Source organism: Kineococcus endophyticus (genome assembly GCF_040796495.1).
GTDB lineage: Bacteria > Actinomycetota > Actinomycetes > Actinomycetales > Kineococcaceae > Kineococcus > Kineococcus endophyticus.
Genome location: NZ_JBFNQN010000015.1, coordinates 56440 through 74288, shown reverse-complemented (window position 1 = coordinate 74288; position 17849 = coordinate 56440). Strand labels below are relative to the sequence as shown.

The 17849-nt window shown below is 73.2% G+C and carries 22 protein-coding genes; 15 read left to right on the top strand and 7 right to left on the bottom strand.

The features are described 5' to 3' along the window. Nucleotides 1-38: 38 nt before the first annotated feature. From AB1207_RS20030 to AB1207_RS20015, 4 genes are read left to right on the top strand one after another with little or no spacing between them, the layout of a single operon-like run. Nucleotides 39-1496, top strand: a complete 1458-nt coding sequence (locus tag AB1207_RS20030; protein WP_367640226.1) for a glycoside-pentoside-hexuronide (GPH):cation symporter — start codon at nt 39-41, stop codon at nt 1494-1496. After that, a complete protein-coding gene (locus AB1207_RS20025; protein WP_367640224.1) occupies nt 1493-2323 on the top strand; it encodes a sugar phosphate isomerase/epimerase family protein in 831 nt (276 codons plus the stop codon). Before AB1207_RS20030 ends, AB1207_RS20025 begins: the two co-directional genes overlap by 4 nt. Before the next feature lie 24 nt (nt 2324-2347). Next, nucleotides 2348-3538: a Gfo/Idh/MocA family protein gene (locus tag AB1207_RS20020; RefSeq protein WP_367640223.1), complete on the top strand. Its 1191-nt coding sequence runs from the start codon at nt 2348-2350 to the stop codon at nt 3536-3538. Next, nucleotides 3538-4398, top strand: a complete 861-nt coding sequence (locus tag AB1207_RS20015) for a sugar phosphate isomerase/epimerase family protein (RefSeq protein ID WP_367640222.1) — start codon at nt 3538-3540, stop codon at nt 4396-4398. Before AB1207_RS20020 ends, AB1207_RS20015 begins: the two co-directional genes overlap by 1 nt. 16 nt (nt 4399-4414) lie before the next feature. Here AB1207_RS20015 and AB1207_RS20010 read toward each other — a convergent pair whose 3' ends face one another. Continuing rightward, nucleotides 4415-4843, bottom strand: a complete 429-nt coding sequence (locus tag AB1207_RS20010) for an organic hydroperoxide resistance protein (protein WP_367640221.1) — start codon at nt 4841-4843, stop codon at nt 4415-4417. A 52-nt stretch (nt 4844-4895) separates the two neighbouring features. Here AB1207_RS20010 and AB1207_RS20005 point away from each other — a divergent pair, with 52 nt between their 5' ends. Genes AB1207_RS20005 through AB1207_RS19995 form a run of 3 tightly spaced genes read left to right on the top strand, consistent with a single transcriptional unit; the run spans nt 4896 to nt 6447 of the window. Beyond that, entirely contained in the window at nt 4896-5489 is a 594-nt protein-coding gene (locus tag AB1207_RS20005; RefSeq protein ID WP_367640220.1) for a TetR/AcrR family transcriptional regulator, read from the top strand. A gap of 10 nt (nt 5490-5499) precedes the next feature. Continuing rightward, nucleotides 5500-6183 carry an SDR family NAD(P)-dependent oxidoreductase gene (locus AB1207_RS20000; protein ID WP_367640218.1) on the top strand — a complete coding sequence of 228 codons (684 nt, stop codon included), beginning with the start codon at nt 5500-5502 and terminating at the stop codon, nt 6181-6183. 27 nt (nt 6184-6210) lie between these two features. Next, entirely contained in the window at nt 6211-6447 is a 237-nt protein-coding gene (locus tag AB1207_RS19995) for a hypothetical protein (protein ID WP_367640217.1), read from the top strand. Here AB1207_RS19995 and AB1207_RS19990 read toward each other — a convergent pair. Then, nucleotides 6428-6790, bottom strand: a complete 363-nt coding sequence (locus AB1207_RS19990; protein WP_367640215.1) for a VOC family protein — start codon at nt 6788-6790, stop codon at nt 6428-6430. The genes AB1207_RS19995 and AB1207_RS19990 overlap by 20 nt on opposite strands. A 31-nt stretch (nt 6791-6821) precedes the next feature. On the opposite strand from AB1207_RS19990, the gene AB1207_RS19985 reads away from it, so the two are divergent. Continuing rightward, on the top strand, nt 6822-7238 hold the full coding sequence (locus AB1207_RS19985; RefSeq protein ID WP_367640214.1) for a nitroreductase family deazaflavin-dependent oxidoreductase: 417 nt from the start codon (nt 6822-6824) through the stop codon (nt 7236-7238). Here AB1207_RS19985 and AB1207_RS19980 read toward each other — a convergent pair. Then, on the bottom strand, nt 7220-7573 hold the full coding sequence (locus tag AB1207_RS19980) for a VOC family protein (protein ID WP_367640213.1): 354 nt from the start codon (nt 7571-7573) through the stop codon (nt 7220-7222). The two genes, AB1207_RS19985 and AB1207_RS19980, sit on opposite strands and share 19 nt — an antisense overlap. Before the next feature lie 94 nt (nt 7574-7667). After that, nucleotides 7668-8144: a DUF2231 domain-containing protein gene (locus AB1207_RS19975; protein WP_367640211.1), complete on the bottom strand. Its 477-nt coding sequence runs from the start codon at nt 8142-8144 to the stop codon at nt 7668-7670. Between the two features lie 50 nt (nt 8145-8194). On the opposite strand from AB1207_RS19975, the gene AB1207_RS19970 reads away from it, so the two are divergent. After that, on the top strand, nt 8195-8425 hold the full coding sequence (locus tag AB1207_RS19970; protein ID WP_367640210.1) for a hypothetical protein: 231 nt from the start codon (nt 8195-8197) through the stop codon (nt 8423-8425). On the opposite strand, the gene AB1207_RS19965 is transcribed toward AB1207_RS19970, so the two are convergent. Next, nucleotides 8401-8985, bottom strand: coding sequence for a CGNR zinc finger domain-containing protein (locus tag AB1207_RS19965; RefSeq protein ID WP_367640208.1), 585 nt, complete (start codon nt 8983-8985; stop codon nt 8401-8403). The two genes, AB1207_RS19970 and AB1207_RS19965, sit on opposite strands and share 25 nt — an antisense overlap. Nucleotides 8986-9093: 108 nt before the next feature. Between AB1207_RS19965 and AB1207_RS19960 the strand changes: the two genes are divergently transcribed. After that, nucleotides 9094-9972, top strand: a complete 879-nt coding sequence (locus AB1207_RS19960; RefSeq protein ID WP_367640207.1) for an alpha/beta fold hydrolase — start codon at nt 9094-9096, stop codon at nt 9970-9972. 13 nt (nt 9973-9985) lie between these two features. On the opposite strand, the gene AB1207_RS19955 is transcribed toward AB1207_RS19960, so the two are convergent. Continuing rightward, the gene (locus AB1207_RS19955) at nt 9986-10684 is read right to left on the bottom strand and encodes a DUF4232 domain-containing protein (RefSeq protein ID WP_367640206.1); all 699 of its coding nucleotides are present in this window, start codon (nt 10682-10684) and stop codon (nt 9986-9988) included. 138 nt (nt 10685-10822) lie between these two features. On the opposite strand from AB1207_RS19955, the gene AB1207_RS19950 reads away from it, so the two are divergent. The 3 genes from AB1207_RS19950 to AB1207_RS19940 all read left to right on the top strand — a co-directional run bounded on the left by AB1207_RS19950 (nt 10823) and on the right by AB1207_RS19940 (nt 13391). Further along, nucleotides 10823-11530 carry a response regulator transcription factor gene (locus AB1207_RS19950; protein WP_367640205.1) on the top strand — a complete coding sequence of 236 codons (708 nt, stop codon included), beginning with the start codon at nt 10823-10825 and terminating at the stop codon, nt 11528-11530. A gap of 1 nt (nt 11531) precedes the next feature. Next, nucleotides 11532-12521 (top strand): sensor histidine kinase, encoded by a 990-nt coding sequence (locus tag AB1207_RS19945; protein ID WP_367640204.1) that lies wholly within the window; start codon nt 11532-11534, stop codon nt 12519-12521. Between the two features lie 153 nt (nt 12522-12674). Beyond that, nucleotides 12675-13391, top strand: coding sequence for a peptidase (locus AB1207_RS19940; protein ID WP_367640203.1), 717 nt, complete (start codon nt 12675-12677; stop codon nt 13389-13391). A gap of 61 nt (nt 13392-13452) precedes the next feature. Here the strand turns inward: AB1207_RS19940 and AB1207_RS19935 are convergent, their stop codons facing one another. Then, complete coding sequence (locus AB1207_RS19935) at nt 13453-15135, bottom strand: thiamine pyrophosphate-dependent enzyme (protein ID WP_367640202.1); 1683 nt, start codon at nt 15133-15135, stop codon at nt 13453-13455. A gap of 352 nt (nt 15136-15487) precedes the next feature. Here AB1207_RS19935 and AB1207_RS19930 point away from each other — a divergent pair, with 352 nt between their 5' ends. Next, nucleotides 15488-16663 (top strand): fumarylacetoacetate hydrolase family protein, encoded by a 1176-nt coding sequence (locus AB1207_RS19930; RefSeq protein WP_367640201.1) that lies wholly within the window; start codon nt 15488-15490, stop codon nt 16661-16663. Nucleotides 16664-16724: 61 nt separating this feature from the next. Further along, nucleotides 16725-17777, top strand: a complete 1053-nt coding sequence (locus AB1207_RS19925; RefSeq protein WP_367640200.1) for a LacI family DNA-binding transcriptional regulator — start codon at nt 16725-16727, stop codon at nt 17775-17777. Nucleotides 17778-17849: the final 72 nt, after the last annotated feature.

Genomic DNA, 17849 nt, shown 5'->3' with positions numbered 1-17849 from the left:
CACCGGGCCCGGGCGGCCACACCCCTTGAGGAGATGACATGGCTCGACCTGCGACGACGCAGGGACTGCGGTCTCTGGAGCGCCTCCCCGTGCGGACCGTCATCGGGTACGGCGCAGGGGACTTCGCGTGCAACCTCGCGTTCAGCCTCAGCACGGCGTTCCTGCTCTACTACTACACGGACGTGGCCGGCATCTCGGCCGCCGCCGTGGGGACGATGTTCCTCGTCGTCCGGCTGTGGGACGCCGTGGCCGACCTGCTCGCCGGCCGCCTGGTCGACAGCACGATGACGCGGTGGGGGAAGTTCCGGCCCTTCATCATGTTCGGCGCGGCTCCGCTGCTGTTCCTCAGCTTCCTGACCTTCCGGGTGCCGACGAGCTTCGACGACGGGATGAAGCTCGTCTACGCCTACGCCACCTACGCGGTGCTGGGGCTGGTCTACTCGCTCGTCAACATCCCCTACGGTTCGCTCGCCTCGGCCGTGACGCAGTCGGTCCACGAACGGGCGCGCCTCGTCTCGGCCCGCGTCATCGGGGCCGGGCTGGGCGGCGTCGTCCTGACGTACGTCATCGGCCACTTCGTCAGCGGGCTGCGCGAGCAGAAGGCCGCGATCGAGGACTCCGCCGACCTCATCGCCTACCAGGCCGCGGTGCAGGGCGTCTTCACCAAGGTCACGCTGGCGTTCGTCGTCATCGGGACCGCGGCGTTCCTCTTCACCGCCTGGGCCTGCCGCGAACGCGTCGTGCGGGCCCAGCCGCGGGTGGGGGCCCGGGAGACCGTGGCGACCCTGCGCAGCAACCGGCCGCTGGCCTACCTGTGCACGTCGAGCTTCTTCTACCTCATCGGCGTCTCCGCCGTCGGCGGCAGCACCGCGTTCTACGCCCAGTACGTCCTGGGGGACATCGCGCTCGTCGGGTTGATGACCCTCGTGAACACCGGGGTGGTGTTCGTCGTCGGGCCGTTCATCCCGCGGATCGTCGACCGGTTCGGCAAGAAGACGGTGTTCCAGTACTGCGGGGTGTTCACGGTCGTCGGCGGGGTCGGGTTGTTCTTCGCCCCGGGCGACATGTTCTGGTTCGTCCTGCTGACCCTGGCGGTCAAGGGCGTGGGCGCCACCCTCATCAACAGCGTGATGTTCGGCCTGGAGGCCGACACCGTCGAGTACGGCGAGTGGAAGACCGGTCGCCGCACCGAGGGGGCGACGTACGCGCTGTTCTCGTTCACCCGCAAGGTGACGCAGTCCCTCGGTGGTGCGCTCGGGGCGTGGGCGCTGGCCGCCGGCGGGTACCTCGCCGCCACGTCGGGGAACCCGAACCCCGTCCAGCCGGACAGCGCGATCATCGCCATCAAGGCCACGATGGGTCTGCTGCCCGCCGTGTGCGCCGTGCTGGCGATGCTCGTCTTCGCCCGCTACCCCTTGAGCGACGCCCTGTTCCGACAGGTCCGGGACGAGACCGAGGCCCGCAAGGCCGCACAGACGCAGGAGGTCGCACCGTGAGCTGGCAGTTGTCGGGTTTCGGGGACGAGGTCGACGCCGACCCCGTCGTGCAGGTGGCGGTGCTGCAGGCCCTCGGGGCCCGCTGCATCGAGGTGCGCAGCGCCTGGGGGACCAACGTCGCCGACCTCGACGACGCCCAGCTCGGCGAACTCGACCGCGTGCTGCGCCTGCGCGGTCAGCAGGTCTCGGCCGTGGCCTCGCCCGTCGGGAAGGTGCCCGTCGAGGCCGATCCCGACGACGAGGTCGTCCGGTTGCGCCGGATCGCGCACGTCGCGACCGTGCTCGGCACCCCGTACGTGCGGATCTTCTCGTTCTTCACGGGGGAGCGGAAGCCCGACGAGGTGCGTGACAACGTGCTGCGGCGGATGGCGAGGCTGGCCGCCGTCGCGGAGGAGACCGGCGTGGTCCTGCTGCACGAGAACGAGAAGGGCATCTACGGGGACACGCCGGAACGGGTCCTGGACCTCGTCGAGTCCGTCGGGTCGCCCGCCCTCAAGGTGGCCTGGGACTCGGCGAACTTCGTCCAGGTCGGGGTGCAGCGCCCGCACGACGAGGGGTTCGCCCTGCTGCGTCCGCACCTGGAGTACCTGCAGGTCAAGGACGCCCGGGCCGCCGACGGTTCGGTCGTGCCCGCCGGGGAAGGGGACGGTCAGGTCGAGGCCACGGTCTCCGCCCTGGCCGCCGACGGGTTCACCGGGTTCGCGTCCCTCGAACCGCACCTCGCCGACGCCCACGAGCTCGGCGGCTTCTCCGGACCGGGCGCCTTCGGGCGCGCGGCCCGCGCCTTCCGCCGGCTCACCGACCGCGCCGGCGTCACGCTCGTCTGAGAGACATCCCACGAGAGGAACACCATGACCAGCTCCACCACCCAGGACCCGGTGCGTCTCGGCATCATCGGTCTCGGAACGCAGGGCGGGACGTACGCCCGCTTCGTCGCCGACGGTCGCGTCCCCGGCATGACGGTGGGTGCCGTCGCGGACACGGACCCGGCGAAGGCCGAACGGGCGGCGGCGGAGTTCGGCGACGTGCCGTTCTTCACCGACCACCTGGCGATGATGGACAGCGGCACGGTCGACGCCGTCATCACCTGCGTCCCGCACTACCTGCACCCCCAGATGGGGGTGGAGGCGATCGAGCGGGGGATCCACGTCCTCGTCGAGAAGCCGGCCGGGGTGCACTCCCTCCAGGTGCAGCGGCTCAACGCCGTCGCCGCGGCCCACCCGGACGTGACCTTCGGCGTCATGTTCAACCAGCGCAGCAACCCCCTCTACCGGCGCCTCAAGGAGATCGTCGAGGCCGGCGAGATCGGCCGGATCATCCGCTCGAACTGGATCATCACGACGTGGTGGCGTCCGCAGGGGTACTACGAGCAGAGCGCCTGGCGCGCCACCTGGGGTGGCGAGGGCGGCGGCGTGCTGGTCAACCAGGCCCCCCACCAGCTCGACCTGTGGCAGTGGATCTGCGGCGTGCCGCGGTCGGTGTTCGCGAAGGTCTCCTACGGGTTGCAGCGCGACATCGCCGTCGAGGACGAGGTGACCGTGCTCGCCGACTTCGGCGAGGGGTCGACGGGGGTGTTCGTCACCGCCGTGCACGACCTGGTGGGGACCGACCGGCTCGAGATCCAGGGCGACGCGGGGAAGATCGTCGTCGAGGGCAGCAAGGTGGCCACCGTCACGCGGCTGGCCGAGCCGGAGCGCGAGATCAGCGCCGGGATGAGCGCCGAGCAGGTCGCCGGGTTGTTCCGTGGGCAGTTCGACCCCAGCGAGCTCTACACCACCGAGACCGTCGAGTTCCCCTCGGAGTGGGGCGGGCAGCACGTCGCCGTCCTGGCGAACTTCGCGGCGGCCGTGCGTGGGGAGGAGGACCTCATCGCCCCCGGTGCCGAGGGGCTGCTCGGTGTCCGGCTGGCCAACGCCGTCCACCTGTCCAGCTGGACCGGTCAGGAGGTGGGCCTCGACTTCGACGAGACCCTGTACCTGAAGCTGCTCAACGAACGCATCGCGGACGAGGCGCTCTTCCCGCAGCGGCAGGGTGACGAGTGATGGCGCGCATCGGTGTGCAGGCGATGATGCTGCGCGACAGCGTGGCCGAGCTCGGGGCGTTCGAGACGTTCCGGCGCGTGCGGGAGATCGGCTACCGGTCCGTGGAGGTCTCGCAGATCCCCATGACCGACGAGAACGTCGGGGAGCTGGAACGCGCCCGCGACGAGCTGGGGGTCGAGGTGGCGGCCCTGTCCGCGAACCTCACGCGCGTCCCCGGCATGCCGAACGACGCGCTCGAGGGCGACCTGGAGAAGATCGTCGCGGACTGCAAGCGGCTGGGCGCGGACATGGTCCGGATCGGGATGCTGCCCTTCGAGGCGATGACCGACCTGGACCGGGTGCTGGACTTCTGCGACCGCTCCAACGCCATCGCGGTGCGGCTGCGGGAGACCGGGATCCGCCTGTACTACCACAACCACCACATCGAGTTCACGAAGTTCGACGGGCGCTTCATGCTGGACGTGATCGCCGACCGGGCCCCGGACGTCGGGCTGGAGCTGGACGTGCACTGGTTGCAGCGCGGAGGTGTCAACCCCGTCGCGGTGATCGGGCAGTACGCCGGCCGGGTCCGGATGGTCCACCTCAAGGACTACCGGATCGGGCGCATCGACCCGTCGGCGTTCGAGGCCCTGCAGCGCGGCGACCGCGAGGGTTTCCAGCGGGCGTTCAACGACGTGGTGCAGTTCGCCGAGGTCGGGGAGGGCAACCTCGACTTCGCCGCGATCGTCCCCGCGGCCGTCGAGGCCGGCGCGCAGCACCTCCTGGTCGAGCAGGACCAGCTCTACGGCCGGACTGTGTGGGAGGCCCTGCGGACCTCCCACGACAACCTCGTGGCGTTGGGGTTCGGCGACCTGTTCTGAGCCGTCCGGCAGGTCGTCAGTCCTCGTCGGCGACGAGGCGGACGTCCTGCACGACGTTGCCGCGGGTGGCGCGGCTGTAGGGGCAGGCCTGGTGCGCGGCGTCGAGGAGGCCGCGCGCCACCTGCTCCTCGACGCCGGGCAGCTGGGCCTCGATGGTGACGGCGAGGTCGATGCCCTGGGCGAGGCCACCGGTGACGCCGACCGTGACCGACACGGCCGAGTCGGCCACGTCGACCTTCTGGGAGCGTGCGATGGCCTTGAGGGCGCTGTGGAAGCAGGCGGCGTACCCGGCGGCGAAGAGCTGCTCGGGGTTGGTGCCCGGCCCGTCGTCGCCGCCCATGCCCTTCGGGATCGACAGGTTCAGGTCGACGCGGTCGTCCGAGGAGCTCACGCGTCCGTCGCGGCCGCCCCAGGCGGTGGCGGTGGCTTCGTAGAGAGTCGACACGGTGGTGCCCTTCTATTCGTGTACCAGGCTGGTGCACGAATAGGATGCACCCGTGAGCGAGGTCCCCACCACCCGACCCGCCCGGGGCCGTCCGCGGGACCCGGGCATCGACGGGCGCGTCCTGGCGGCGGCGGTCGAGGAACTGGCCGAGAAGGGCGTCGCCGGCTTCAGCACCCGGGGGGTGGCTGCGCGGGCCGGGGTGGACCGCCGCGGTGTCCACGCCCGCTGGACCACCACCGAGGACCTCGTCGTGGACGCCCTGGCGACGTTGACGGCCAACCTGCGCCCCCCGGCGGCGGGCTCGCTGCGCGGCGACCTGGACGCCCTCGTGCCGGACATCGCCCGGTCGCTGTCGGGAGACCGGCGCCGCGTGCTGCAGCGGTGCCTCGACGAGGTCGCCGACGCGCCCGCGGTCACGGAACGGTTCCGGCGCGACCACGTCGACCGCTGCGCCGCCGTCCTCGAGGACGCCTTCCACCGGGCCCGCGCCCGAGGGGAACTGCGCGCGACCACCACCCCGGCGCAGGCCACCGAGGTCCTCATGGGCTCCCTGCTGTTCCGCGCCCTCACGGTGGGGGACGACGCCGTCCGCGGGGACGCGTTGGTCGGCGTCGTGGACCACGTGCTGGCGCTCGTCGCGACGTAGGCTCGCGTCCGTGGACCTCGGACTGGACTCCCGTGTCGTGCTCGTCGCCGGTGGGCGCGGCTACATCGGACGTGCTGTCGTGCAGCGCCTGCGCGAGGAGGGCGCGACCGTCGTGGTCGCCTCGCGGAACCCCGGCGAGGACGGCGTGGCCGTCGACCTCACCGACACCGCCTCGGCGCGGGCCGCGGTCGAGCGGGTGCTCGCCGAGCACGGGCGGCTCGACGGACTCGTCGTCACCGCGGCCCCGGCGGCCGGGACCCTCGACCCGGCCCGGAACTCCGACCCCGAGCAGATCGCGACGGCGTTCGACGCGAAGTCCCTGGGGTTCCTGCGCCTGGCGAACGCCGCCGCACCGGCCATGCGCGAGGCGGGGTACGGCCGGATCGTCGGGATCAGCGGCCAGAACGCCTACCTGACGGGGAACACGACGGGCGCCGTGCGCAACGCCGCGCTCGTCATCGCCGCCAAGAACCTCGCCGACGACCTCGCGGGAAGTGGCGTCACCGTGAACACCGTCAACCCCGGACCGGTGGTCGACGAGCCGTCGTCGCAGGTGCGTCCGGGGGCTCCGGGGGAGTCCTCGCCGGACCAGATCGCCGCGCTCGTGACGTTCCTCGTCTCCCCGCTGGCCGCCGCGGTCAGCGGTGAGGCCATCGCCACCGGGCACCGGGTGCGCGGGGTCGTCACCTTCTGAGGTGCCCGGGTGCGGTTGGATCGTGCGGTGCTCAGATCCCCGCGCTCCGGTGCCCTGCTGCTCGTCGTCGGCGTCGTCCTCGTGGTCGCCGGCGTGGCCTTCCACGGGGTCGCGGCCGCGCACCGGCCGTCCGGCCCCGACGGGGGCGACACCTGGACCGTCGTGCTGAACCACGCCGGGCTGCGGGCGGGGGCCTACGGGGCCGTCGTCGCGGGGGCGTTCCTCGCGGTGCGGGGCTGGAACCTCAGACGCCGTCGGGACTGAACACGCAGAACTCGTTGCCCTCGGGATCGGCCAGCACGTCCCACGGCCGGTCCGCCTCCCGCGCCCGGACGAGGGTCGCGCCGAGGGCGAGGAGCGCCGGCACGTCCCCGTCGACGTCGACGTGCAGCCGGTTCTTGACGACCTTGCCCTCCGGGACGGGGTTCACCCACAGCAGCGGGCCGGCCCCGTCGACGGCGACGATCGGCACGGGATCGCCGTCGGGACGGGGACCCGACGCGCCGACGTGACGGCGGTAGCCCATGGCGCGGCACCACCAGTCCGCGAGACGCTGGTGGTCACGGGCGTCGAGGCAGAGGTCCTTGAACCGGGCGGGGGAGTCCATGCCCCCAGCACAGCACGCGCGAGGAGGAACGGTGGACTTCAACCAGCAGGTGATCGAGGAGTTCCGCGCCAACGGCGGGACGGTGACGACGGCGGGTTTCGGGCGGAGCCTGCTCCTGGTGCACCACACCGGCGCGCGCAGCGGGACGGAACGGGTCGCCCCGTTGTTCGCCATCCCCACCGAGAACGGGTGGCTCATCGCGGCCTCGGCGGCGGGCGCTGACCAGCACCCCGCGTGGTACCACAACCTGCTGGCCCACCCCGACACCGTGGTCGAGCACCCCGACCGGGGCGAGGTCGCGGTGCGGGCCGTCGACCTGCAGGGGGAGGACCGGGACGCGGCCTGGGCGCGGTTCCTCGCGGCCAGTCCGGGTTTCGCCGGGTACGAGGCGAAGACGTCGCGCCGCATCCCGGTCCTGGAACTGCAGGATCAGGCCGGCGGGGCGTAGAACTGCAGGTCGTTCCCCTCGCTGTCCTTGAACGGGGCGATGCGGCCCCACGGGTGGTCGCTGATCCCGCCCGTGAACTCCACGCCCTCGCTGCGCAGGCGCGACACCTCGTCGTCGATGGAGGAGTCGGGTGTGAAGGAGATGACCGCCCCGCCGTCGGCGTGCGACCCGGTGTCCTCCCGCGCGTTCAGCCCGATGGTCAGACCGCCGGCCTCGACCTCGCTCCAGTCCGGCGAGGTCATGCTCACGTCCAACCCCAGGGTCGTGCCGTAGAACGCGACCGCCCTGTCCATGTCGTCCACGGGAACCCACACCGTCGCCACACCGTTCGCCACGTCGACCTCCGCACCAGGTCCCGGGCACGGTGCCCGGGCACGGTCCCAGTCTCGGGGCGCCGCGGGGGACCGCATCCCGGAAGGCCGGCCGACGTCAGCCGGCCTTCTGGCTGGTCGCGGTGACCTGGTCCTTCCAGACGGCCTGCGCGCCGGAGTCGCCGACGCGGTACACCTGCACGGCGGTGGCGAGCGCCGCCACGACGGACAGGGCGGCGACGACGGTCACCGCGGCGGGCGGGCGCCCCGCCTCGTCCCGTCGGCGGCGCTGCAGCCACCACAGGACGACGGCGAGGACCGCCAGCGGCAGGGCGAACCAGACGAGCTGGTCGCCGAGCTCGGCGTGCCGGCCGGGATCGCCCACCCGGTGCTCCAGCGATTCCCCGCTGCTCGTGGCGACGGGGCACAGGGCCGTGCCGACGACGGCGACGAGCGCGTTGAGGCCGCTGTAGCGGGCCCGCCACGCCGGCCGTGCGGCCACCGCGACGGTGCCGAGGACGGCCAGGGGGAGCAGGACGACGACGGCGTGGACGACGAGCGGGTGGACGGGCAGACCGCCGATGAGGTCGAACATGCGGTCACTGTGCCCGCGCGCTGTTGAACCCCCGCTGAGAAGCTGGGGTGGTGGACGACCTCACCGCGTGGAAGGTGCTCGCCCCCTCGGGGCTGCTGCTCGTGGGGGCCGGGGTGTGCGTCGTCACCGACGCCGCCGTGCGCCGGGCGCGGCGACGTGCCTGGGTGGTTCCCGGCACCGCCGGCCTGGTGACGCTGAACGCCGGGCTCAGCCTGTTCGGCGAGGCGGTGAAGCGGCGGGCCCTGCACGACGTCGGTCACCCCGCACCGCCCGGGCGGTGACGGCGGTAGTGCCGGGCGGCGCGTGCCCGCGTGCCGCACGCCGCCGAGCACCACTCGCGACGGGGGTGGTCGCGCACGAAGAACAGCACGCACCGGGGACCGTGGCACGCGCGGAGCTCGGCCGCGCCCGCCCCCGTGAGGAGGCGGACGGTCTGCGCCCGCACCTGCGCGAGCGCCTCCTCGACCGACACGGCGACGGGCTGGGGGTGCGCCAGGCGCAGCTCGCCGTCGACGAGTTCGAGCCGGTCGGGCGGCGTGGGCCGACCGTGCGCTTCCAGCACCTCGACGGCGGCCGGGACGTCCGGGGACGGGCTCGTGGTGGCAGGTCGGTCGTCGCCCGTGACGTGCGAGAGGAGCACGCGCACGGCGTCGCGCAGGGCGCGGGCCGCCGACAGGTCACGGTCTGTCGGCCGACGGGCGACCTCGAACCCGTTGCTGCGCAGCCACTGCCGTAGGCCGTCGGACTGCTCGATCTCGTCGTGCACCACGCCGCGTTCGGCGCGCACCGTGTTGGCCCAGCGCACGGGCAGTGGTTCGTCGGGGGTGTCCCGGGTGGTCACACCTCGAAGTTATCACGCTTGAGATGGTTGCAACCGTTAGACCGGCCTGCTAGACACTCTCACGTCGATCGAACTCGCAACCGTGAGAAACGACGTGAGGAGACCACCGTGCCCACCGCCCACCTCCCCCGGACCCACCACCGGACCGCGACCGTCGACGGCCGGACCGTCGCCTACCGCGAGGCCGGGCCCGCCGACGGACCCGTCGTCGTCCTCCTGCACGGTTTCCCCGCCTCGTCCGCGATGTACCGCCACCTCCTCCCGCGGCTGGCCGACCGCTACCGCGTCATCGCCCCGGACCACATCGGCTTCGGCCACTCCGACGCCCCGGCGGTCGAGGAGTTCGAGTACACGTTCGACCGCCTCGCCGACGTCGTCGAATCGCTCCTGGCCCAGCTCGGGGTGCAGCGGTTCGCCGTGTACGTCCAGGACTACGGCGCCCCCGTCGGCTGGCGACTGTTCCTGCGCGACCCCGCGAGGATCACCGCCGTCGTCTCCCAGAACGGCAACGCCTACGAGGAGGGTTTCGTCGACACGTTCTGGGCGCCCCTGTGGCGGTGGGCGGCCGACGGCAACGCGCAGGACGAGGCGTTGCTGCGCAGCACGTTCAGCGCGGACCTGATCCGCTGGCAGTACACCCACGGGCTCGACGAACCCGACGTCGTCGACCCCGACACGTGGACCCGCGACGCCGCCGCGGTGAACCGTCCCGGGCAGCCCGAGGTGCAGCTGGCCCTGTACCGGGACTACCCGTCGAACCGCCGGTTGTACCCCGTCCTGCACGAGGCGTTCCGTGCCCACCCCGTCCCGCTCCTGGCGGTCTGGGGCGAGCGGGACGAGATCTTCGGACCCGACGGGGCCCGTGCCTTCACCGCCGACCTGCCCGAGGCCCGGGTCGAACTCCTCGACGGGGGGCACTTCCTCCTGGAGTCGCACCTCGACGAGGTGGCGGACCGGGTGCGCGGGTTCCTCGGCGAGCTGTCCTGAGCCGGGTCCCGCCTCAGCCGCTGGTGTAGGGGGTCTGGGTGATCGAGCCCTGGTCGCAGACCGGACCGGCCGACCAGGGGACCGCCTGGTCGGCGATCTGGTCGGGCGGGATGACGAGCAACGACGTCGGGACGGCCTCGCAACCCCCCGTCGCCGGTTCACCCACCGCGGTGTTCGCGACGGTCGACCACGACAGGGACGAGCGGGCGACGTCACCGGGTTCCAGGGTGAGGCCGGCCGGTGCCGCGTCGGTGCGCACCTGCCGGGACAGGACGGGCGCCCCGTCGCTGCGGCTCAGCGAGATGCCGCCGAACCCCTTGAGGTGGCACGCCGAGCGACCGGTGTTCGTCAGCGTCAGGAGCGCGGCGCCCCTGCCGGCCGGCGCGTCGGCCGGGGCGAGCGCCGCGACGAGCTGGGCCGAGGTGCAGACGCCGACCGTGGTCGGTGGCGCGCTGGGGGTGGGCGTCGTCGGGACGGGCGTCGTCGGGATCGGGGTCGTCGGGACCGGGGTCGTCGCGGTGGGGGTGGGAGTCGACGGTGCGGGCGTGGGGTTCGTCGTGGTGGGGCTGGAGGCGGCCGAGGTCGGAGGACGCGAGCTCGTCGTCGCCGGTGCCCCGACGCTGACCCCGCCGCGGAACGAGCACCCCGCGAGGGCCACTCCCGTGACCGCCAGCACCGCGAGGACGAGCGGACGGGACACGGGGGCACGCACCCACCCAGTCTAGGAACCCCGGCGGACGGCGGGCGCCGCGACCGGCGGCTGTGACAGGACGGACACACCGGCAACCGTTCCGGCACAGCGGGGGCACCGGGGCTGCCGGAGGCCTTGGGGGGCGGGCATCATCGGGGGGTGCCGACCATCCTGCTCGCCGACGACGAGAGCGCCATCACCGACAACCTCGCGCCGCTGCTGACGCGGGCGGGTTTCGACGTGGTCGTCGCCCACGACGGCCAGGAGGCCCTCGACCGCGTCCGGGCGCAGGACCCGGACCTCGTCGTCCTCGACGTCATGATGCCGAGGATGGACGGCCGGGCGGTGCTGCGCCGCCTGCGGCAGGAGGGGTCCTCGACCCCCGTCATCCTGCTGACGCAGGTGGGGGAGTCCAGCGAGCGCGCGATGGCGCTGGAGGAGGGGGCGGACGACTACCTCAACAAACCCTTCGACCCCCAGGAACTCACGGCCCGCATCCGGGCGGTGCTGCGCCGCCGCGACGGCGACCGGACGGGCGGGCCCGGGCAGTTCCAGCGGTTGCGGTCGGGGTCGGTCGTGCTGGACCGCGTCTCCCAGCGGGTGTGGAAGGACGGCCGCGAGGTCGTCCTGACGCCGCGCGCGACGGCGTTGCTGTCCTACCTCATGACCCACCCCGACGAGGTCATGACCCGAGAACGCCTGCTGGAGGCGGTGTGGGGGTGGACGTTCCAGACGAGCACCCGCTCCGTCGACACCCGGATCGCGGAACTGCGCCGAGAACTCGAGGACGACTCCGCCAGCCCGCGGCTCATCGCCACGGTGCTGGGGTCGGGGTACCGGTTCGCCGGTCCGGTCGAGAAGGCGTGACGTGGGCGACGTGACCGGGCCCCGCGCACGTCCGGGCAGCACCCGCGCCGTCGTCGCCGCCGTGCTCGCGGTCGTGCCGGCGCTGGTGGGCTTGGCCGCCTGGACCCTCTGGCGCGCAGGGCGTCTGGGCGGGGGTGCCGAGTTCGTCGAGGTGCGCCTCGGGGCGCAGACCCAGGACTGGGTGCTCACCCTGGGGGTGCTCGTCTCCGTCGTCGCGGCCGTCGTGCTGGCCCTCCTCGCCCGGGTCCGCCGGAACCGGTGGCGTGCCGAGCGGGAGGCCGTGGCGGCTGTCGCGGCAGGGGCCGCGCGGGACCGGCAGCTCCTGCTGGGCCGGCTCGACCACGAGCTGAAGAACCCGCTGACGGCCATCCGCCTGGCGCTGGCGAACGCCGCGGCCGAGGACGCGAGCCCGGACCAGCGCAGCCGGGGCCTGCGCAGCATCGAGGAGCAGGTGCTGCGGCTCAGCCGCCTCACCGCCGACCTGCGCAAGATCGCCGACGTCCAGACGAACCCCCTCACGTTCCGGCGCGTGGACCTCACGGCGCTCCTGGAGGAGGCCGTCGAGGTGGTGGGAGAACAACCCCGGGCGGCCGGTCGCCGTCTCGACCTCGACGTGCCGCGGGCGCCCTGGCCGCTGCCGGCCGTCGACGGGGACGGGGACCTGCTCGCGCTGGCCCTGGTGAACCTCGTCGACAACGCCGTGAAGTACACGCCGGAGGGCGGGAACGTCGAGGTGCGGGCCCGCGAGGACGCAGGAGGCGTCCTCGTCGAGGTGGCCGACACGGGGCAGGGGATCCCCGCCGAGGACCTCCCGCACGTCTGGGACGAGTTGTTCCGCAGCCCGTCGGCGCGGACCGTCGCCGGCAGCGGGCTCGGCCTCCCCCTGGTCCGCGCCGTGGTCGAACGGCACGGCGGGACGGTCGCCGCCGACAGCCGCGAGGGGCAGGGGACCGTGGTGCGGGTCCACCTCCCGGCGGCGCCGCCGGAGTGACGTGTCCATCTCGACACACGCTGTCCCGGAACGGTTGCCGCGCCGACACCCGGGTGCCACACCGGGTCCGTAGGTTCGAGGTGCGGCCGCGGGAGCGGCCGCGGACAAGACCGGAAGCACAGACCCGGAAACGCACTCCCTGAGGAGAACCCCATGCGTGGCAAGATGATCGCAACCGCCGCCGCCCTGCTGACCGCCGCCGGCGTCGCCGGCGCCGGGGTCGCGTCGGCCGCCTCGCCGAGCATCCCGACCGCGACGCCCCTGCACTTCGCCCGCGGCGCCACCTCCAGCCACGTGAGCGGCCACGTCGCCGCCGGCGGGGACCGCCGCTACACGTTCCAGGCCCGCGCCGGGCAGACCGCCACGTTCCACCTGTCCCGCAGCACCTCGGCGATGACGTGGGCCCTCGTCGGCCCGACCGGCCCCTCCGTGCACAACGCCCACAGCCCCCGGCAGAGCGACTTCACGTACACGCTGCCGGAGTCGGGGACGTACTACGTCGACGTCGTCTCGAGCCGTGCCGCGACCTACGACCTCTCGCTGTCGATCCCGGCCGCCACCACGGCGTCGTCGTCGTCGAAGATCACGTTCCCGGTCGGCGGGACCGCGACCACCGTCAAGGGCACCGGGTCGCGCGACTACACGTTCGACGCCCGCGCCGGACAGCGCGCCACGGTGCACTTCACCGACACCAGCGCGCAGGGCGCGTGGACGCTGGTGGCGCCGGACGGCAGCCCGTTGCACACGACGATGACGCAGCAGCAGCGCGACGTCACCGTCCAGCTGCCGAGCACCGGCGGCTACCGGCTCTCCGTCCAGGCGCCGGCCGGCAGCCGCTACACCCTCACGCTGTCGATCCCGCGCGGCTGAGGCCACGGCCCGGACCGGGTCCGCGCCCGGAGGGGAGGCGCGGACCCGGTCGGGGCCCCGGTCAGTAGGCGCGGGTCCGCTGCTCGACGACGAGGTGGACGAGGGCGAACACGTGGTCCTCGTCGATCGCGCGCAGGGCGGCGGCGAGGGCGCCGGGGACGTCCTCGTCCCGCTCGGCGCGGACCCCGAACCCCCCGAACGCCTGCGCCATGAGGGCGAAGTCGGGGTTCTTCAGCTGGGTGCCGCTGACCCGCCCCGGGTAGTGCCGCTCCTGGTGGGTCCGGATCGTCCCGTACTCGGCGTTGTCGACGACCACCACGAGCGGGGTCGCGCCGTACTGCGCGGCCGTGGCGAGTTCCTGGCCGTTCATGAGGAACTCCCCGTCGCCCGCGACGGTGACGACCCGGCGGCCGGGACGGGCCAGCGAAGCGGCCACGGCGGACGGGATCGAGTAGCCCATCGACCCGTTGCGGGCGCTGAGCATCGAGGCGTACTCCATCGTCGGGAAGTACCGGTGCGCCCAGTTCGTGTGCTCGCCGGCGCCGAACGTCACGACCGCGTCGCGCGGCAGCGTGGGGACGAGGTTCGCCATGAACGTGTCCATCCGCGCCGGGCCCGGGGTGGGGGTGGCCGGGGGGAGCGCCGCGAACCTCTCCTGCTCCCCCCGCATCCGCTCCGTCCACGCGGTCCACTCGGGACGCACGTCGAGCTCGATGCCCGCGAGGTCGCGGACGAAGACGTCGGGTTTCGCGACGATCTGGTAGGACACGGCACCGCTGCGGCCGCGGAGGGAGGGGTCCATCGTCACGAGGAAGTTCTTCCTCGACCAGTCCTGCCGCACGACGAACCCGTCGGTGATGGTGTCGCCCGGGACGGTCCCGACGAAGACCAGCAGATCGGTCTCCTCGAGGAGGTCGTAGGTGGGTTTCGGTCGGCCGTAGCCGATCGGGCCGACGTAGCTGGGGGAGTCGAACGGGACCGTGCCCTCGGTGCGCCACTCGGCCGCGGCGGGGATGCGGTGCCGCTCCAGCCACCGCGTGAGCTGCTGCGCCGCCTCCGGTGTCCAGTCGTTGCCGCCGGTCACGAAGAGGGGTTTGACGGACCCGGCCAGGGCCTCCCGCAGCGCGTCCACGTCCCGCGCGGTCATGCCGCCCGTCGCGACGGGGATCGGCGGGTGGGCCGGGCCGTGCACGGTGTGCCGCAGGACGTCCTCGGGCAGACCCACGACGACGGGGCCGGGGCGACCGCTGCTCGCCGCGAACATCGCCTCGGCGACGATCTCGGAGGCGCGCTCGGCGTTGTCGAGGACCATGACGCGCTTGGCGCCGGTGTCGAACCACGCCTTGACGTCGAACTCCTGGAACGCCTCGCGGTCGCGGTGGTCGAACGGGATGAGGCCGACGAACAGGACCATGGGGGTCGAGTCCTGCCAGGCCGTGTGCAGGCCGACGTGCGCGTTCGCCGCCCCCGGGCCCCGCGTCACCATGGCGATGCCGGGACGGCGGTGCATCTTCCCGTCGGCCTCGGCCATGTACGCCGCGCCGCCCTCGTGGCGGCACACGACCGTCTCGATGCCGGAGTCGACGAGTCCGTCGAGGACGTCGAGGTAGCTCTCGCCCGGGACGACGTAGGTGCGCTGCACCCCGTGCAGCGCAAGGGCCTCGACGATCGCGTGGCCGGCGCTGCGGACGGGGACGGGCGGGGTGTCGAGTGCGGCTGCGGGTGCCGGGAGAAGTTCGGTCACGACCAGGGACGCTAGGCGCGCTCCGCGGTCCTGCACCCGTCGCACCTCGGGATGTTTCCCCCGTTGTTGCCCGACTGTGAAGAAGGGCCTGTCTTCACGACTGTGGACCGGGGTGACGCGATCGGTGGAGAAGTGGGGGACGTGCGGCGCGTCCGGCACCGCGGACCGCGGTCCGGGGGCACGGTGGAGGGGTGCACCGGCAGGTCGCCGGGGCGGGCGGTGACGGAGGACGGGCATGACGGTCGTGGTGGAGCGGACCGAGGACCTCGCGGTCGTGGACGGCGGAGGACGGTGCGAGGGGGACTGCTTCTACTGCTGCGGTCCCGAGACCGACTGACGGACGGGCCGACGCGTGGACGACGTGCTGCCGGCGGGGGCTGTCCTGCTCGGCCGGGTGCAGGACCCCTCGACGGGTGGCCCCCGCGTGGTGGCCCTCGACACCGCGGAACCCCCGGGAGACGACGGCTGGGGCGTGCACGACCTGACCGCGCTCGCACCCACCGTCTCGGGACTGCTCGAACGGGACGACCGGATCGCGGTCGTGCGGGCCGCCCTGGCCTCTGAGCCGCGGTGGTGGACGCGGGAGCTCCTCGCCGCGACCGTGGGGTCCCGGGAGTCGGCGCACCTGCTCGCGCCCGTGGACCTGCAGGTCGTCAAGGCGTGCGGCGTGACGTTCGCCGACAGCCTCGCCGAACGCGTCATCGAGGAACGCGCGGGCGGTGACCCGGCCCGGGCCGCCGCCGTGCGGGCCGAGGTGGCGGACGTGCTCGGTGGCACGCTGGCGTCCGTGCGGCCGGGGTCGCCCGAGGCGGCGCGCGTCAAGGACGTGCTGCAGGCGCGGGGCTGGTGGTCGCAGTACCTCGAGGTGGGCCTCGGTCCCGACCCCGAGGTGTTCACCAAGGCGCCGGTCCTCGCCTCGGTCGGGCACGGGGCGGCGGTCGGCGTGCCGTCGTGGTCGCGGTGGAACAACCCAGAACCCGAGCTCGTGCTCGTCGTGACCTCCCGCGGCGAGGTGGTCGGGGCGACGCTGGGCAACGACGTCAACCTGCGGGACGTCGAGGGCCGGTCGGCGTTGCTGCTCGGCCGGGCCAAGGACGCGAACGCCTCCAGCGCACTGGGTCCGTTCGTCCGCCTCCTCGACGACTCCCTCACCCTCGACGCGCTGAGGGAGGTCGACGTCGACCTCGAGGTGCGCGGGACCGACGGTTTCCTCCTGCACGGCCGGAACTCGTTGCGGCGCATCAGCCGGCCGTTCGAGGAACTCGTCGCGGCCACCGTGGGGCCGCACCACCAGTACCCCGACGGGTTCGTCCTCTACACGGGCACCCTCTTCGCCCCGACGACGGACCGGGACGAGCCGGGGCAGGGGTTCACGCACCACGTCGGGGACGTCGTGCGCATCAGCTGCCCGCAGCTGGGGACGCTGGAGAACACCGTGCTGGCCACCGAGGACCTGCCGCCGTGGACGTCCGGGGTGGGTGAGCTCCTCCGGTCGCTCGGTCTTCCCAGGACGGTGACGCCGCCCTAGGATGTGAACGCTCTCAATCCGACGGAGGATCCGATGCCCAGCGCCAGCGGTGGTGCCTGCCGTGGCTGACGCGGGGACCGGGGAACGGGCCGGCGCCGCCCTGCCGCGTCCGCCGGCCATGAGCGACGTCGCCAAGCTCGCCGGGGTGTCCCACCAGACCGTCTCGCGGGTCCTCAACGACCACCCCAACGTCAAGGCTTCGACGCGCGAGCGTGTGCAGAGCGCGATCACCGAACTCGGCTACCGCCGCAACGAGGCTGCGCGGGCGCTCGTGACGCGGCGGACCGGCGCCATCGGCGTCATCACCGAGGACTCGCCCCTCTTCGGGCCGACCATGACGCTCATCGCGGTCGAGAACGCGGCGCGCAGCCAGGGGACGTACGTCTCGGTCGCCACCGTCACCCGGTGGGAGGTCGACTCTGTGCAGGCCACCCTCGAGCACTTCCTCGACCAGGGCGTGGACGGCGTCGTCGTCATCGCCTCCCACGACGAGGCCGTGCGCGCCGTGAAGGACTACAGCCGCAAGCTCCCCGTCGTCATGGTCGGCCCCGGCCAGGTGAGCGGTCACATCCACACCGTCGCCGTGGACCAGTACGCCGGGGCGAGCCTGGCGGTGGGGCACCTCCTCGACCTCGGGCACCGCGACGTCCTGCACGTGCGGGGGCCCTCGGTGTGGCTGGACGCCCGTGCGCGGGAACGGGGGTGGCAGGACGCGGTGCTGCAGGCGGGCATCCGGCCGGCGGAGCCGGTCCAGGGGGACTGGACGGCGTCGGCGGGTTTCGCGATCGGGCGTTCGCTGCTCGGTCGACGCGACGAAACCCCGCTGCCCACAGCCGTGTTCACCGCGAACGACCAACTCGCTCTCGGTCTCCTGCACGCGTTCGCGGACGCCGGGGTGAACGTCCCGCGCGAGGTGTCGGTGGTGGGTTTCGACGACGTCGAGGGCTCCGAGCACTTCTTCCCGCCGCTCACGACGGTGCGGCCGGACTGGGCGGCCCTGGGCCGACGGTGCCTGGAGCGCATGGCGGCCGCCATCGAACGGCAACCGGCCGAGGGCGTCCTCGTGGGGGCCCGGCTCGTCGTCCGCTCGAGCAGTGCCGCTCCGCGGGCCTGAACCACCCCTGCGGGCGACCGTGACCCGCTCGTTGCCGAACACCCTCTTGACCCCCGATGTTGTGAGCGCTCA